At 37.6% G+C, this 17,315-nt stretch carries 12 protein-coding genes; all 12 read right to left on the bottom strand.

Annotated features, from left to right (window positions below; translation table 11 throughout):
• Positions 1 to 3: 3 nt before the first annotated feature.
• The 12 genes from rpsA to glgB all read right to left on the bottom strand — a co-directional run bounded on the left by rpsA (position 4) and on the right by glgB (position 17,185).
• Positions 4 to 1,779: a 30S ribosomal protein S1 gene (gene rpsA / locus ACI6PS_RS01740; protein ID WP_421010817.1), complete on the bottom strand. Its 1,776-nt coding sequence runs from the start codon at positions 1,777 to 1,779 to the stop codon at positions 4 to 6.
• Positions 1,780 to 2,150: 371 nt separating this feature from the next.
• Positions 2,151 to 3,527, bottom strand: coding sequence for a nucleoside permease (locus tag ACI6PS_RS01735; RefSeq protein WP_421010816.1), 1,377 nt, complete (start codon positions 3,525 to 3,527; stop codon positions 2,151 to 2,153).
• Positions 3,528 to 3,598: 71 nt separating this feature from the next.
• Positions 3,599 to 4,291, bottom strand: coding sequence for a (d)CMP kinase (gene cmk, locus ACI6PS_RS01730; protein WP_421010815.1), 693 nt, complete (start codon positions 4,289 to 4,291; stop codon positions 3,599 to 3,601).
• Between the two features lie 232 nt (positions 4,292 to 4,523).
• Entirely contained in the window at positions 4,524 to 4,994 is a 471-nt protein-coding gene (locus ACI6PS_RS01725) for an SMI1/KNR4 family protein (RefSeq protein WP_421010814.1), read from the bottom strand.
• Positions 4,995 to 5,131: 137 nt separating this feature from the next.
• Positions 5,132 to 6,154, bottom strand: a complete 1,023-nt coding sequence (porQ, locus tag ACI6PS_RS01720) for a type IX secretion system protein PorQ (protein ID WP_421010813.1) — start codon at positions 6,152 to 6,154, stop codon at positions 5,132 to 5,134.
• Positions 6,155 to 6,323: 169 nt separating this feature from the next.
• Positions 6,324 to 8,777 carry an endopeptidase La gene (gene lon, locus ACI6PS_RS01715; RefSeq protein WP_421010812.1) on the bottom strand — a complete coding sequence of 818 codons (2,454 nt, stop codon included), beginning with the start codon at positions 8,775 to 8,777 and terminating at the stop codon, positions 6,324 to 6,326.
• A 193-nt stretch (positions 8,778 to 8,970) separates the two neighbouring features.
• Positions 8,971 to 9,870 carry a DUF6252 family protein gene (locus ACI6PS_RS01710; RefSeq protein ID WP_421010811.1) on the bottom strand — a complete coding sequence of 300 codons (900 nt, stop codon included), beginning with the start codon at positions 9,868 to 9,870 and terminating at the stop codon, positions 8,971 to 8,973.
• Between the two features lie 32 nt (positions 9,871 to 9,902).
• On the bottom strand, positions 9,903 to 11,228 hold the full coding sequence (locus tag ACI6PS_RS01705; protein WP_421010810.1) for an MFS transporter: 1,326 nt from the start codon (positions 11,226 to 11,228) through the stop codon (positions 9,903 to 9,905).
• A gap of 61 nt (positions 11,229 to 11,289) precedes the next feature.
• On the bottom strand, positions 11,290 to 12,111 hold the full coding sequence (locus ACI6PS_RS01700) for a M48 family metallopeptidase (RefSeq protein WP_421010809.1): 822 nt from the start codon (positions 12,109 to 12,111) through the stop codon (positions 11,290 to 11,292).
• Positions 12,112 to 12,147: 36 nt separating this feature from the next.
• Positions 12,148 to 14,547 carry a glycoside hydrolase family 31 protein gene (locus ACI6PS_RS01695; RefSeq protein WP_421010808.1) on the bottom strand — a complete coding sequence of 800 codons (2,400 nt, stop codon included), beginning with the start codon at positions 14,545 to 14,547 and terminating at the stop codon, positions 12,148 to 12,150.
• A gap of 109 nt (positions 14,548 to 14,656) precedes the next feature.
• Positions 14,657 to 15,190, bottom strand: coding sequence for a TPM domain-containing protein (locus ACI6PS_RS01690; RefSeq protein WP_421010807.1), 534 nt, complete (start codon positions 15,188 to 15,190; stop codon positions 14,657 to 14,659).
• Between the two features lie 87 nt (positions 15,191 to 15,277).
• Complete coding sequence (gene glgB, locus ACI6PS_RS01685; RefSeq protein WP_421010806.1) at positions 15,278 to 17,185, bottom strand: 1,4-alpha-glucan branching protein GlgB; 1,908 nt, start codon at positions 17,183 to 17,185, stop codon at positions 15,278 to 15,280.
• Positions 17,186 to 17,315: the final 130 nt, after the last annotated feature.

Raw genomic sequence — 17,315 nt, 5'->3', positions numbered from 1 at the left:
AGATTAGTTTCCTCCTTTTTCCATTTTAGCTTTCAATTCAGCAAGAATATCGTTGTTATCTCCTAAAGTAGATGCAGAAGCATTAGTTGAAGAAGTAACATTGTTATTTTCAGTTTGAGCTTTCACGTTTTTCTCTTCTTCTTCACGGAAGATAGCTGTGTGAGAAGCTACAACTCTTTTGAATTCTTTGTTGAACTCGATAACTTTGAATTCAGCAGAATCACCTTTTTTCAACTTTTTACCGTCTTCTTTTTCAAGGTGACGAGTTGGGATAAAAGCAACAACATCTTCAGCGAATTCTACAGTAGCTCCTTTGTCTACGATTTCAGAGATTTCACCTGTGTGGATAGTTCCAACAGCGAAAGCATCTTCATGTTTGTCCCAAGGATTAGCAGTAGTTTGTTTGTGACCTAAAGATAATTTACGTCCATCAACATCTAATTCTAATACTACAACGTCAAGTTTTTCACCAACGTTTACAAATTCAGATGGATGTTTGATTTTCTTAGTCCAAGAAAGATCAGAAATGTAGATCAAACCATCAATTCCTTCTTCTAATTCTACGAAAATTCCAAAGTTTGTAAAGTTTCTAACGATACCTGTGTGTTTAGAACCAACTGGGTATTTAGAAGTGATATCAGTCCATGGATCTTGTGTCATTTGTTTGATACCCAATGACATTTTACGGTCATCTCTATCAAGAGTCAAGATTACAGCTTCTACTTCATCACCAACTTTTACGAAATCCTGAGCACTTCTCAAGTGAGTAGACCAAGACATTTCAGAAACGTGGATCAAACCTTCAACACCTTCAGCAACTTCGATAAATGCACCGTAATCAGCGATTACAACTACTTTACCTTTTACTTTGTCACCAACATTCAAGTCAGCACTCAAAGCATCCCATGGGTGAGCGTTCAATTGTTTCAAACCTAATTGGATTCTTGTTTTCTCATCATCGAAATCAAGGATAACAACATTCAATTTTTGGTCTAATTCAAGAACTTCACTTGGGTGGTTGATTCTTGACCAAGAAAGGTCAGTAATGTGAATCAATCCATCAACACCACCTAAGTCAATAAACACACCATAAGAAGTAATGTTTTTAACAACACCTTCTAATACTTGTCCTTTTTGTAATTGACCGATGATTTCTTTTTTCTGTACTTCAATATCCGCTTCGATAAGCGCTTTGTGAGAAACAACAACGTTTTTAAATTCGTGGTTAATTTTCACAACTTTGAATTCCATCATTTTGTTTACGTAAACATCGTAATCTCTAATAGGCTTAACATCAATTTGAGATCCTGGTAAGAAAGCTTCAATACCAAAAACGTCAACGATCATACCACCTTTAGTTCTGCATTTCACAAAACCATTAACGATTTCACCTGTTTCGTTTGCTGCGATAACTCTATCCCAAGCTTTGATCGTACGTGCTTTTCTGTGAGAAAGAACCAACTGACCTGTTTTATCCTCACGGATGTCAATCAATACTTCTACCTTGTCACCCACTTTCAAGTTCGGGTTGTAACGGAATTCGTTCAAAGAAATTACACCTTCCGATTTAGCGTTGATATCAACGATAGCATCTCTGTCAGTAATTCTTACAACAACACCTTCCACTACTTCTTCCTGATCAGTTGCTATAAAAGTTTTAGCTACTAATTCTTCAAATTCTTGCAAGTTTTTCTCATCAACAGCATCAATACCTTCTTGGAAATTGTGCCAGTTAAAATTAGCTAAAAACTCTTCTTGTGATTTTAATTGTTCAGACATTTGTTCTGATAAAAATTTGTATTCTGCATTTTCTTGCGTTTCTTAATGCGATAAGAAAAAACAGAAGTTGTTTTACTTAAATATTTGATTCCTAATGGAAACGCTGACCGCCAAAAGGTTTGCAAAACTAATAATAAATTTTAAAACTGCAAAATATTATAGTTTAGATTTTTAGGAGCGAAACACTTGGGCTGAAAATAATCCATTTTCCCGCCTTCCTTGCAAATCTTTTTGTTTTTAAAGAAAAAACAAAAAGGATTTTCCCTCCAGTCGGGGCTAATAAGTTAATCATAGCTTTGCCAATATTATGGTTACTGACTTAAAAAACAAAACCCGATAGATTGTTGTTTCTATCGGGTTTTATATTTATTTTAATGCATCACATTTTCAACTTCCTCCGGATTGTGCTTGTGTTTAAACAAAACCGCAAAAGCAATCGCAATTACCAAAGCATAAACCGCAAACGAAATCCAGATGCTGTGCCAATCCTTCATGAAAATAGGGTTATTGAAAACTCCATCAGCAGAAACAGTAATTCCGTGATTCTTGATAAACTCTGACATCAAAGTATTTGATTCTTCCGTTTGAAGGTATGCAGATAACTCTGTCGTATTATTAAAAGTCTTTGTAAAATATTTATCAATTGCCCAACCAGAAGTAAAACTTCCCAGGATGGCACCAAAACCATTGGTCATCATCATGAATAAACCTTGTGCAGAAGAACGGTTTTTAGGTTCCGTATTTGTTTCCACAAACAAAGACCCTGAAATATTAAAGAAATCGAATGCCATTCCGTAGACTACACACGACAAAATAATCATCCACAATCCTTGAACCGGATCGCTGAAAGCAAACAGACCAAAACGCAAAACCCAAGCCAGCATACTAATCAACATTACTTGCTTGATACCGAATCGTTTCAAGAAAAACGGAATTGCCAAAATAAACAACGTTTCAGAAATCTGCGAAATCGACATGATAATGGTAGAATATTCCACCACAAAAGAATCGGCATATTTTGGAAAATGTTTGAATTCATCCAAGAAAACATCACCGTAGGCGTTGGTCAATTGCAAAGCACCTCCCAAGAACATCGAAAAGATAAAGAACAAAGCCATCTTGTAACTTCCAAATAATTTGAAAGCTTCCAAACCTAAAGTCTCCGTTAAAGAAGCATTTTCCTTTGTCAATCTTTGCGGTTCGCATTTTGGAAGCGTAAAGGCATAAAAACCTAAAAGCAATGCGGCAATTCCTGCGATATAAAATTGATATTCCGTTGCTTTATTTCCCGTCAGATTTGTAATCCACATGGCTACAATAAATCCAATAGTACCAAAAACGCGAATTGGTGGAAAATCCTTTACAACATCATTATTATTCAATTTCAATGAAGTGTAAGAAATAGAGTTGCTCAAGGAAATTGTTGGCATATAAAAACACATCGCCAAAAGCATCACATATATAAAAGTAGAAGGATCGGCAACTTGTGGCAGATAGAACAAAACTCCCGCATACAAAATATGAAGTATTCCGTAGAGTTTTTCAGCATTTATCCATCTGTCGGCAATGATACCGGTTAGAGTAGGCATAAATAAGGAAGCGATTCCCATTGTTCCGAAAACCAACCCGAATTGGGTTCCCTCCCATTGTTTGGTTCCAAACCAATAATTTGCAATTGTGATAAGCCAGGCTCCCCAAACAAAAAACTGAAGAAAGCTCATTGAGATTAATCTATTCTTGATTCCCATAAAAATATTATTGCGCTTTTGAAAATTTTACAGCCCGTAAATCTACTATTAAAAATGAGATAAACAAAAAATTACACCGTTTTCGTAGTTTCATTTACAAGATCCAAAACGGTCGCAAACTGTTCTTCTCTTGTAAGGTCGGAATTGTCAATTTCTATTGCGTCGTTTGCAATAACTAAAGGAGAATCTTCTCTGTGGGTATCGATATGGTCGCGTTCTTGAACGTTTTTCAATACTTCTTCATACGAAACGCTATCGCCTTTTTGCTGCAGTTCATCAAAACGTCTTCGTGCTCTTGTTGAAGCACTTGCCGTCATAAATATCTTGAGTTCGGCATCTGGAAAGACAACCGTTCCAATGTCCCTTCCGTCCATTACTATTGCCTTGTCTTTACCCATCTGCTGCTGCTGTTCCACCAATTTGGCACGAACTTCTGAAACTTCGGCAACACGGCTCACATAATTGGAGACTTCAATGGTGCGGATTTCCTTTTCAACATTTACATCGTTCAAAAACATTTCGGCAAAACCCAATTCGGGATTGAATTGAAATTTAAGGTTGATGTCCGGCAAGGCATTTATCAAAGTTTCCTTATCAAAAGATTCTTGGTTGATGTAACCGTTATCCATTGCGAAATAGGCAACGGCACGGTACATTGCACCTGTATCTACATAAACATATCCGAGGTGTTTGGCCAATTGCTTGGCTAAGGTGCTTTTTCCTGTGGAGGAAAATCCGTCGATGGCGATGGTGATTTTTTTCATATTTATTTTCGCCACGAAGGCACTAAGTCGCAAAGATAAAATAAAGTTTGAAAAGCTTTGTGGGAATATTCGATGTTTTGCGGTTTTGCTTGCTTGATGATTGTGGAGTTTATATTCCTACCCATTTTAATTCCAATAATAATTAAATATATCTGATGGTTAAAATATTATGAATACAGAAGGAATTTTGCAAATTTTCTATTGCCGTGATTTTAGTAGATAAAAAACATTTTTAGAAAAGAGGATATCCATCTAATACGTTTTGTATTCTAGCATCTATAAACTCAGGAAAAGTACAAGCTCTCTCATAGTAATGACTTGGAGTAGGATCAACTTCTTGGAGCATATAATTGATGATAGGATTATCCCCCTCATCTAAAAACATAAATACAGCATAATCAATATTTTCAGTTTCAAGGTAAAAATGAGGTCTATCTATTACAACATCGTAAAATTCTTCTAAATCTTCATTTAGTTGGTTGTGATTCTCAATGATACTATTAATTCCACTAGTTCCATTAAATTGAACGTAACAACAATATCCCCCCGCTAAATACAGGAATTCTTTTAGTACTTTAGGAAATGGATTTCCATTGTTAAATATTAATTCTAACTGTTGGATATCTGTTTGAGACAATCCTTCATTAGTAAATCCATCATGCGTTGGATTTTCCTTCATTTTTTTTAAATATGTTATTTGCATAATCTTATCTTTTATTTATAATGGCCTTTTCCTTTTTTCTTTAAGGAAAAGATTGTAACGGAAAGCCCGACAGCATTTTTAAAAAGGCTATGGGCAAACTGAATTTGCCTTTTTGAAAATGGTGGCACGCCCAAATACTAATCCTGAAAGTTAATCGTAAGTCCGAAAAGACTGGTGTTTCCTGCCAAAGTATAGCGTGAATAGGAATAATCGAATTTTATTTTGTTGAAACGGAGTCCGAAACCTACGGAAATTCCGGAGAAGTTTCGTTGGTCGAGAATCCTGAGCTCCTCACCTCTTCGGAAATTATAACCCAATCTGAGGTTGAAGGCTTTTTCTGGAAACAATTCGGCTCCAAGAATCACGTGACGCAGAGCGTTGTTGAAAAAGGACACTTTTTCTTCGTTCTGGCCTCCATCGATTGTGCCTTCTGCTCGTGCTGGATTTGAAAAAGCTAAGTTCCATTGTTGCAGATTTTCCAAGGTAAGGTGCCATCTTAAAGGAACGTGTTCCAATTCCTGAGAGATTCCGGCCATGATTTCAAGTGGAAGATTTTCTCGTGTTCCTGCATAAGTTGTGAATTGGGTTCCGATGTTTCGGATGGCAAAAGCGATGTTAATATCGTTATAATCATCGACATACAAAGCACCTAAATCCAAGGCTCCACCAAAAGAATTATAGCTTTCTAGAGTTGAGGAAATCAGTTTTGCATTTGCTCCGAGATAGACGTCCGTATGCGGAACATTGAATGCATATCCGAAAGAAAGCGCGGTTTCGCTTCCTGTAAAATCGGAAGTATAATTTCCATTTTCGTCGTAGCCCTCAAAATTTCCGTAGTTGACGTAGTTGACTCCTGCGTGGAAAGTCTGCAGATGTCGGTCGTATGTATAAGCATAATTTGCGGTTCCATAAGTGACTTCACCAAAGAGGCTTCCGTAGTTCATCGAAAGATGGTTATCCATTTCAGCATTAATGGTTGCAGGATTGTACATCGCCTGATTGACGTCGTAATCGTAGATGGTAAGAATTTTTCCGCCCAAAGCGGCCTGTCGTGGAGAAGTGATCAGATTTAAAAACTGATAAACTGATTTACCGCCTATCTGACTGTAACTTACAGCGCAAAAAAGCATCAAAACAGCAATCGAGAGTTTTTTAAACATAGAGGATTTACCAATTTACTTATCCTATAACGGAAATGCGAAGATATTATTTTTTTCAGTTGCAATTAAAAATTAAAAATGAGGAATTAAAAATTATTGCAAGGCTGAAAAAAAAAGTTTAATCGGTTAGGATTAAACTTTTTATGTAAATATAAATTAGCAAATTACTTTAATTCAATATTTTAGCGTTTTTAGCATTTTGGTCGGTAATGGCTATGTCCAAAACTTCGCTCATTTCTTTTACGTAATGAAAAGTCAAACCTTCCACATATTCTGGCTTGATTTCATCAATATCACGTTTGTTTTCGTGACAAAGAATGATTTCCTTGATGTTCGCTCTTTTAGCTGCAAGGATTTTTTCCTTGATCCCACCAACAGGAAGCACTTTTCCGCGTAACGTAATTTCACCCGTCATGGCAAGGTTTTTCTTGATTCTTTTTTGTTTGAAAACAGAAACAAGAGACGTTAACATTGCAATTCCTGCACTAGGACCATCTTTTGGAGTTGCTCCTTCCGGAACGTGGATGTGAACATTGTATTTCGTAAGAACTTCTGGGTCAACACCTAATTTTTCTGCATTTGCTTTGATATATTCCAAGGCAATTGTAGTGGACTCTTTCATAACCGTACCTAAATTTCCGGTCATGGTCATACTGCCCTTTCCTTTAGATATCAAGGATTCGATGAATAATATATCACCACCAACGCTCGTCCAAGCTAATCCTGTAACCACTCCGGCCACTTCATTGCTTTCAGATTTATCGCGTTGCATCCTTGGAACGCCAAGAATTTTTATGACGTCTTCGTCTGTAAGTTTTACATTGTATTCCTCTTCCATTGCAACCGATTTTGCAACGTTACGAATTACCTGTGCGACTTTATTCTCTAAACCTCTGACACCCGATTCGCGTGTATAACCTTCTACAATTAATTCCAATTGTTTTTTACCAACAGTCAAGTGTTTAGCTGTTAAACCGTGTTCTTTCAATTGTTTTGGAAGCAAATGTTTTCGGGCAATTTCCACTTTTTCTTCGATGGTATAACCGGACATCTTGATAACTTCCATCCTATCGCGTAAGGCAGGCTGAATGGTTGCCATATTGTTTGACGTCGCTATGAACATCACCTTTGATAAATCATAACCCATTTCAAGGAAATTGTCGTAAAACTCCTTGTTTTGCTCAGGGTCTAAAACTTCAAGCAATGCTGACGAAGGATCACCATTGTGGCTGCTTGACAATTTATCTATTTCATCCAATACAAAAACTGGATTGGATGTTCCTGCTTTTTTCAAACTTTGGATGATTCTACCAGGCATCGCTCCAATATAGGTTTTTCTATGCCCACGAATTTCAGCTTCGTCACGCAAACCACCTAAGGAAATACGCACATATTCCCTACCCAAAGCTTCGGCAACCGATTTACCGATGGAAGTTTTTCCTACTCCAGGAGGTCCAGTCAGGCAAAGGATCGGTGATTTCATATCGTTACGCAATTTTAAAACTGCCAGATGCTCGATCATTCTCTTTTTTACATCTTCTAAACCAAAATGATCTCTGTCCAAAACTTTCTGGGCTTGCTTTAAATCGAATTTGTCTTTTGAAAAATGATTCCAAGGCAATTCTAGAAACAATTCAAGGTAGTTTCTTTGGATGCCAAAATCAGGAGCCTGCGGATTCATTCGTTGCATTTTCGACAATTCCTTCTCGAAATGCTTTTGCGTCTTTTCGTCCCATTTTTTGGTTTTCGCCTTTTGGCGCATCTCCTCAATTTCTTCTTCATGCGAAACGCCACCCAGTTCTTCTTGGATGGTTTTCATTTGCTGATGTAAAAAATATTCACGCTGTTGCTGGTCCAAATCAAAACGAACTTTTGATTGGATATTGTTTTTTAATTCGAGTTTCTGCAACTCTAAGTTCATAAAACGCAACGTTTCTAAAGCTCTATCTTTTAAGTCATTGATAGCAAGCAAGTCTTGTTTTTCTTTAACTGAAAGATTCATATTTGAAGAAACAAAATTCACCAAAAATGATTGACTCTCGATGTTTTTTATTGCAAAGGTAGCTTCCGTTGGAATGTTCGGACTCTCTTGAATAATTTGAGTTGCCAATTCTTTCAATGAATCTATGATTGCATTAAATTCCTTCTCGCCTTTTTTAGGACGCTTTTCTGGAACTTCTTTTATGGTTGCTCTGATATAGGGAACTTCGGTTGTAATAGTATCTATTTCAAAACGCTTTTTTCCTTGCAGGATAACGGTAATGTTTCCATCTGGCATTTTAAGGATGCGCAAGATTCTCGCAACGGTACCCACTTTATTGATATCATTTTGCGTAGGATCTTCGTCTTCCTCGTTCATCTGAGAAACAACTCCGATGATTTTATTTCCAGCATTGGCATCATTAATCAACTTAATTGATTTATCACGACCAGCGGTAATCGGAATTACAACTCCGGGAAATAGAACGGTATTCCGCAAAGGTAGTATCGGTAAGTCTTCAGGAAGTTCTTCGTTGTTCATTTCCTCTTCGTCTTCTGGGGTCAACAACGGGATTAACTCCGCTTCAGAATCGAATTCCTGTAGTGACAAGTTGTCAATGGTTATGATCTTTTGATTCGACATATAGTATTTAAGTCATTTTGTCATTATACAAAAAACACCTGCACTATAAATTAATATAGGCTTAATGTTTACTTCATTGAATATCAACCTAATTTAAGAATATTAGTTGAATATTCTATTATTAAAGTCAATCTTTATGCCATAAAAAAATCCCGACGAATCGGGATTATATATGTCATTAAGGGTTTTGTTATTAATATTCTACATCAAAAGCTCCCTCTGTGATTGCTTGTCCCGTTACAGCTGTAAACTGAAAAGTACCTTTTATTCGATCATCTGTTTTGCTGATGATTGTTAGCGATCCGGAAGTTGCATCTGAACTTTCAGCATTTCCAATCTGGTAAGATGCTTTCGCATTGCTGCCAAATTCATTTACGATTGCATGTGTTCCCAATTCAGCATCATCATTTATATTGATAGAAATTGAATTCTGGGCCGTATTTTTTCCATTAATAGTGATCCAAGCTGATTCACCTGAGGATGCATAAGCAGTTGTAATCACCTCACCTACGAATGCAGCTCCATTTACTTTTGCTGTAAAGCTATCTCCTTCAACTGGGTTACCTGAAGAAGTAAAAGGAATTTTAAATGATCCATTTGTAAATTCTATTGGAGCAGGTGGATTTTCATCTGTAAAATCAGACCAATGTCCTGTAAATGCAAATGTTCCAGAAATCATTTTGGTATCCATATTAATTTCTGTGATCACAACCGTACCGTTGCTAACATAATTACCATCTGGCAATTCATTAAAATTCACATAATCATACTCTGAATTTGGACTTGCAGAATAGGAAATTATATGGGTATCGGTATTGTATGTCCCAACAGTGGCTCCATCAAGCGCAATACTAATAGTCTGCCCTGACGATTTTACTCCAGAAATTAAGATATTTCCACTGGCAACATAGGCAACAGTTGTGTTTGCTTCAAAAGTTTGACCACTAAAATCTACTTTAAAAAACGATCCTGCTGGTGGATTTGGATTTAATTCTACTGCTGGATCCAAAGGCTCCACATCGCCGGAGCATGAGATAAAATTGAAAGCAGTAACCACTAACAAACAAAGGGATAAGAATTTAGTCTTTTTCATAACATTAATTTAATTTTTCAAATATAATTTTTTTATTCCTTATCCAATACTTTTTTCGGAACTCTAAATAATAAAAATATTCCGATGATAAAAAATAAGGCTAAAAATATGACCGCACTTCTTATGCTTCCTGTAATTTGATCGATAATTGCAAAAATAGCCATACCGATTACAATTCCGACTTTCTCAGAAACATCATAAAAACTAAAGAATGAAGTTGTATCCTTTGTTGAAGGTAGAAATTTAGAATAAGTAGAACGTGATAAGGATTGAATTCCTCCCATGACAAGACCTACAAAACTAGCCTCAATATAAAATTCTAATGGAGTTTGAACAAAAAAGGCTGTTATACATAGAATCAACCACATAAAATTAATGACAATCAATACAATTATGTTTCCGAATTTTGTTGCTGCTCTAGATGTTAAAATAGCACCTAAAACTGCTATCAATTGAATTAATAAAATACTAGTAATCAAACCACTGGTCTTTTCACTATCAGAGCCCCATAAAACTTCTTGTTCTCCAAAGTAAGTTGCTACCAGCATAAATGTTTGAACAGCCATGCTGTAAACAAAGAAGCTAAACAGATATTTTTTAAGGATCAGATTTTCTCCCAATAGATTCCAAACCTTTTTCAATTCCTTGAAACCATTGAAGAATACCGACTTTGTCAATTTATTTCCGTTGTTTCCTTTTGGCAGATAATAGAATGTATATTGTGCAAATAACATCCACCAGATACCTACTGTAACAAATGAAAAACGCATTGCCTTCATAGCCATTTCTCCTTCTGTTCCACTAAAACCGAAAGATTCTGGAAGTAAAACCATCGCCAAATTGAACACCAGCAAAACCACACTCCCAATATATCCCATGGAATATCCTCTAGCACTGAGCTTATCTTGTTGTTCAGGATAGGCCACATCAGGTAAATACGAATTGTAAAATACAATACTTCCCCAGAAACCAATCAGTCCAAAGAAATAACAAGTCAGACTGATGTAAATCTGTTCTAAATCAAACCAAAACAATCCTATGCACGACAAAGCTCCTAAATAGCAGAAAAACTGTAGAAAGGTTTTCTTATTTCCTGCATAATCCGCAATACCTGAAAGCAGTGGTGATATAATGGCTACTACTAAGAAAGCTCCTGCGGTTACAAAACTTATTAGTGCCGAACTTTTTATGGTTGTGCCAAAAGCATCAATATAATTGGTTCCTTTTATTTTGAAAAGTGCTCCGTAATAAAGGGGAAAAATCGCAGAAGCAATAACCAACGTATAAACCGAATTTGCCCAATCGTAGAAAGCCCAAGCGTTCATTAACTTTTTACTTCCCTTTTCAAGATGTGCCATAGATGCTAATTTTTAGACATAAAAAAACCACGCTTTTTTGCGTGGTTCGAAGATAATATTTTTATTTAAATGTAACTCCAAATTTTGCAGCATCTGCTTTTGCTTGAGGAATTAACCTTTTTAGATTTGCAATCCTTGTTGCATCAGAAGGGTGTGTGCTTAAAATCTCTGCCGGAGCTCCCCCTCCTGATTTTGCCGACATTCTTTCCCAGAAGGCAACCGAAACATCCGGATTGTATCCAGCGATTGCCATCAAAGTCAATCCAATTTCATCTGCTTCTGATTCGTGGCTTCTGCTAAAAGGCAACATTCCACCAACATTACTACCTACTCCATAAGCCTGCATTACCAGAGCCTGAGTTTCAGCACTTTTATTTCCAACAGCTGCTTGTGCAACACCTGCACCTAGTTGCTGTGCCAAACCAGCACTCATCCTTTGCTGACCATGATTGGCCAAAGCGTGAGCTACCTCGTGTCCCATAACCGTTGCTAAACCTGCTTCGTCTTTTGTTATTGGTAAAATTCCTGAATAAACAACAATCTTTCCTCCTGGCATACACCAAGCGTTTACTTCTTTATTATCCACCAATTTATATTCCCAAGCATAACCTTGCAAAGCATCTGAAGTTCCTCTTGCTTTCAATAGTTTTTCAGCAGCGGCTCTGATTTTTGCACCCACTCTTTCTACCATTTTCGCATCGGCAGTTCCAGAAATAACTTTATTTTCTTTTAAGAAAGTACCATATTGACTGAAAGAAGAGGCAAAAATTTCGTCGTTGGACACAAATGCCATCGTTTTTTTTCCTGTAACAGGATTTGTAGCGCAAGAAAATGCAATTGCAAGCATCAAAGTAGCGCTTCCTAGATAAATGTATTTTTTCATAGTGTTTTTGTTTTTGCAGTAAAAATACACATTTTTCTATTTCCCAACAATATGAAGTTCTGTGAAATCTTTATGAATAAACAAGGTGTTTTTGCCATCAAATTGTGCGCTTTCTAATGATGTTTCATCATTATCAAATTGGATTTTAGCAATTTCAAAAGGCAATCCGTGTAAAACAATCTTGAATTTTTTATAATTCGTTTCAAATTTTCCTTCAATGTGCTGTTGGATAATCAGTTCGTTTTCCTTTCCTCTTAAATTAAAAGTAGACAAGCTGAAACGCCCTTTGCTATAATCATAACCATCCTGAGCATCTTCATAAAGCATCGATTTTTCCTTGCCCAATTTGAAATAAACATCAAGTGTAATTTCCTCAAACTCCAATTCGCCAACATATTGCTGAACCGGATACTTTGGAATAATGGCACCTTCTTTAATGAAAATCGGAATCTGATCATAATCGGTTCCTACCCAAAACTCTTTCTTTCCTGCCACGACTTCTTCTGTCCAGTAGTTGTACCAATTTCCTTTAGGAAGATACATTCTTCGTCCGATAGCGTTTGGTTCTAAAATCGGGCAAACCAAAATCTGGTTTCCAAAAATAAACTCATCCGTTCTATAATGTGTCTGTGGATCTTCTTGGTCAAAATATACCAAGGGCTTCAACAAGGGCGCGCCATCATTGATGTATTCCCAAAACATGGTATACAAATAAGGAAGCAATTGATAACGCAATTCAACAAACTTTCGGGTGATATTAATCACCTCTTCGTCAAACGACCAAGGTTCTTGATTACCGTGATGTCCGGAAGAATGTGTTCTGCAGAATGGATGAAAAACCCCCAATTGAATCCATCTCGCATATAATTCGCCAGAAGGCTGTTCTGCAAATCCGCCGATATCGGAGCCTGTAAAGCCCATTCCAGAAATTGACATTCGTTGCATCTGGATGTTGGCAATCCATAAATGCTCCCAGCTTGCCACGTTGTCACCTGTCCAAGACGATGTATATCTTTGCGCTCCAGAATAAGCCGAACGTGTAATAATAAATGGCCTTTTCGGATACGAGAATCGCTTCACACCTTCATAAGTGGCGCGTGCCATCTGTGTTCCATAAATATTATGCGCTTTTCGGTGACTGCAAGGATTTCCGTCGTAATTATGACGAACATCCATCGGAAATGTTTTCCCCGGAACGTCCATAACGGCTGGTTCGTTCATATCGTTCCATACGCCTTTTACACCAATATCCGAAATCAATTCCTTGAACAATCCTGCCCACCATTCCCTAACTTCTGGATTGGTATAATCTGGGAAATTGCATTCTCCTGGCCAAACTTTACCTTTCATGTAAGGGCCATCGGCTCTTTTGCAGAAATAATCGTTTGCAATTCCTTCGGCATAAACCGAATATTCCTTGTCAATTTTGATACCTGGATCGATGATGACAACAGTCTTGAAACCATCTTCTGCCAATTCGGCCACCATCTTTTTTGGATCTGGAAAATAATCGTTATTCCAAGTAAAACATCGGAAACCATCCATATAATCGATGTCCAAATAAATGGCATCACACGGAATTTGAAGCTCCCTGAACTTGCTCGTCACCTCTTTAACCTTGCTTTCCGGATAATAGCTCCATTTACATTGATGGTAACCCAAAGCCCAAAGTGGCGGTAATTCTGGCTTTCCTGTCAGATGCGTGTAAGTCGTTACCACATCTTCCATTTGCGGTCCGTAGATAAAATAGTAATTCATCTCACCACCATCGGCCCAAAAGCTGGCTATATTTCTTCTTTCGGCACAAAAATCAAAGAATGTCTTGAAGGTATTATCAAAGAAAACACCATAAGCCTTGTTGTTTTGCAAGCCAATATAAAATGGAACCACCTTATACAAAGGCTCTTGATCCTTGTGAAAAGCATATTGATCGGTTGCCCAATTCTCTACCCTTTTACCTTTTAAATTAAAGTGCGAAGCCTTGTCGCCAAGTCCGTAAAAGCTTTCCCCATCTTCCGAAAACTTGCTCATTTTTACGATGTTTCCACCAAAATGATAGTTTTCTTCCCAATGAAATCCTTGCTCGTCCTTTAAAATACAGTTTCCGTCCAAATCAAAAAGAGTAATTTTCATCGTTTCTTTCTGAATGATGCAACTCACCTTGCTGGTCTTGATTTCGTAATGATCTTCTGACTCTATCAGCTCCAAAGAATTATAGCCGTGGGATTGGCCTTTATCAATGGCATATGAAAAATCGTTGCTGAAATAGCCTTTTGTAGTATATCGAAAACGGAGCAGGCTGTCGCGCAACACCGAAACCCTTAAAATCACACTGTTATCGGAATGAAAATCAAAGGAGTTGACTTCTTGCGTAAACGAAACAATCTTGGATGGATATAAATCTCCCTTATTTTCTAATTCTGTATTTGTAATCATTTATTTTTATTTAAATGGTAAAAGCCAAATTTACAAAGTTGCCTTCTTCTTTAACCAATTGTAAGCAAGTAGTTTTCAACGACAACGTTTTCGGTTTTTGATAATTAAGTTATTTTTTGAGTTTGGTCTGGATAAGTTCCATCAGTGATTTTACTCCGAAGAAAGTCCCTTCAAAATACTTGCCCTCCTTAAAACTGGAAACAAAGAAAGAATCCACTTTTGCTTTCACTTCTTCATCAGAAATCAATTTAATCAGTTCATTCGAATTATGAATCCTGATTCTTCTAAATTCTTTCGAGATATTGACATTCATCTTTCTATCAGAAGTAGAATTGCTGAAATTCGTAAGCCCCGACGTAAAGTTTTCAAAGTTTTCTTTTGTCGTAAAGCCACTGCCAATCGTAAAGATCGATATTTCTATACCCGTTTCCTTTTTAAAATCAACAAGCATTTCCTGCAACTTTTCGGCTTCAGTTGGATTGAATAAGTTTTCCAAATCATTTAAGGGCTTAAAACCTTTTTTAAGAACCTTTGACAATTCTGCCTCTCGTTGCAATTTAAAAGCATTTACACTATCATTTCCTTGCGAGAAAGAAACCATCGACGATAATAGAACAGCTAGAATAATAATTTTTTTAAACATTTTTTATTTTTTGCCATATAAGGCATTTAAGATTTTCAAGCCAAAGTAATTATATGAACTTATATGACTTATATGGTTAACTTTAATTTATGAAATTTTAAAAGCCACAACACCCAAAGGCGGTAGCACCAATGATGCCGAAAACGCCCTTCCGTGGTATTCCTCCTTGTCAATTTTTATTTTGGCTTCGTTGGTAACGCCACTTCCACCGTAACGTTCATCATCACTGTTGAAAATTTGAACCAACTTCCCTTTTCTCGGAAGCCCAATTCTGTAATCCGTTCGAACCACGGGCGTAAAATTGCAAACCACAATCACATCGCCTTTCGGATTGCTTCCTTTTCTAATAAAAGCCACCACCGCATTCTGATGGTCGTCATAGCTGATCCACTCAAAACCTTCGGACGAAAACTGCTTTTCATACATCGAAGGATTTGATTTATAAAGTGCATTCAAATCGGTAATCACGTTTTTGATGCCCGAATGAAATTTAGATTCCAACAGATTCCAATCCAAGCTTCCCTCAAAATTCCACTCGCGTCTTTGCCCGAATTCCGAACCCATAAACAATAATTTCGCTCCCGGATGCGTAAACATATAACTGTAAAGCAATCGCAGATTCGCAAACTGTTGCCACTCATCGCCCGGCATTCTTCCCAAAACCGAATACTTTCCGTGCACCACTTCATCATGCGAAATCGGCAACATAAAGTTCTCCGAAAACGCGTAGGTCATCGAAAACGTCAAATCATTCTGATGGTATTTCCTGTAAATCGTTTCCCGTTTAAAGTACTGCAAAGTATCGTGCATCCACCCCATCATCCACTTCATCCCAAAGCCAAGTCCACCCTGGAAGGTAGGTCTCGAAACCATCGGGAAAGCCGTACTTTCTTCGGCAATCGTCTGTACGCCTTCAAAATTGGTATAAACCGCCTCATTAAAATCTTTCAAGAAACTTATGGCATCGAGATTCTCCCTTCCACCAAAAATATTAGGCTCCCAACCACCTTCTTCCCTTGAATAATCCAAGTAAAGCATCGAAGCCACGGCATCCACACGAAGCCCGTCGGCGTGATAATGTTGCAACCAAAAAATTGCATTGCTGATCAGGAAAGCCCGAACCTCATTCCTTCCGTAGTTAAAAACCAAACTCTTCCAGTCCGGATGATAGCCTTTTCTTCTGTCAGGATGTTCGTATAAATTCGAACCGTCAAAATACCCCAGACCGTGCCCGTCATCCGGAAAATGCGAAGGCACCCAGTCCAGAATCACACCGATTCCAGCCTGATGCAATTGATCGACCAAATACATAAAATCCTGTGGAGTTCCAAAACGCGAAGTAGGTGCAAAATACCCCACCAACTGATACCCCCAGGACGGGTCATACGGATATTCCATAACCGGCATCAGCTCCACATGCGTAAATCCAGTTTCCTTTACATAGTTCACCAAATCTTCGGCCAACTCCCGATACGTCAGGAAACGGTCTTCCGTTTCGTGGCGTTTCCAAGAACCAAGATGCACCTCATAAACCGAATACGGCCTGTCAAGCCCATTGGTTTCCTTTCGAGATTTCATCCATTTGCTGTCCTTCCATTGATAATCCAAATCCCAAACAATCGAAGCCGTTTGAGGCGGATGCTCACAAAACAAAGCAAAAGGATCGGCCTTTTCCGTCAAGGCATTATTATTAAAAGAGCGAATCCTGTATTTATAAACCGCCCCTTTCTGAACCCCCGGAACAAAACCCTCCCAGATGCCCGAGCTGTCCCATCGCACTTCCAGCTGATCCTCGCTCCCATCCCAAGAATTGAAATCGCCAATAACCGAAACACTCTTAGCCGAAGGCGCCCAAACCGCAAAGTAAACACCCTGCTCGCCATTCACTTCCGTAAGATGTGCCCCCAATTTTTCATACAACCTGAAGTGTTTTCCAGCCTTAAAAAGGTCGATATCAAAATCAGTAAAAAGAGAATGCGATATAATTTTGCTCATAATTGGTTAGTTGAAGATTCCTGCTTTTAATATTTTTTAAATCTAATTATTTTTTTGGTCGTAATGCTTAAAGGTTGTGAGAAATTTAGGGTTTTATGGATGATAATATTTAATTTTCGTAAGTATAATG

It is taken from the genome of Flavobacterium sp. PLA-1-15 (assembly GCF_049060005.1).
GTDB lineage: Bacteria > Bacteroidota > Bacteroidia > Flavobacteriales > Flavobacteriaceae > Flavobacterium.
The sequence above is the reverse complement of the archived record's forward strand: the minus strand, read 5'-3'. Positions and strand labels throughout refer to the sequence as shown.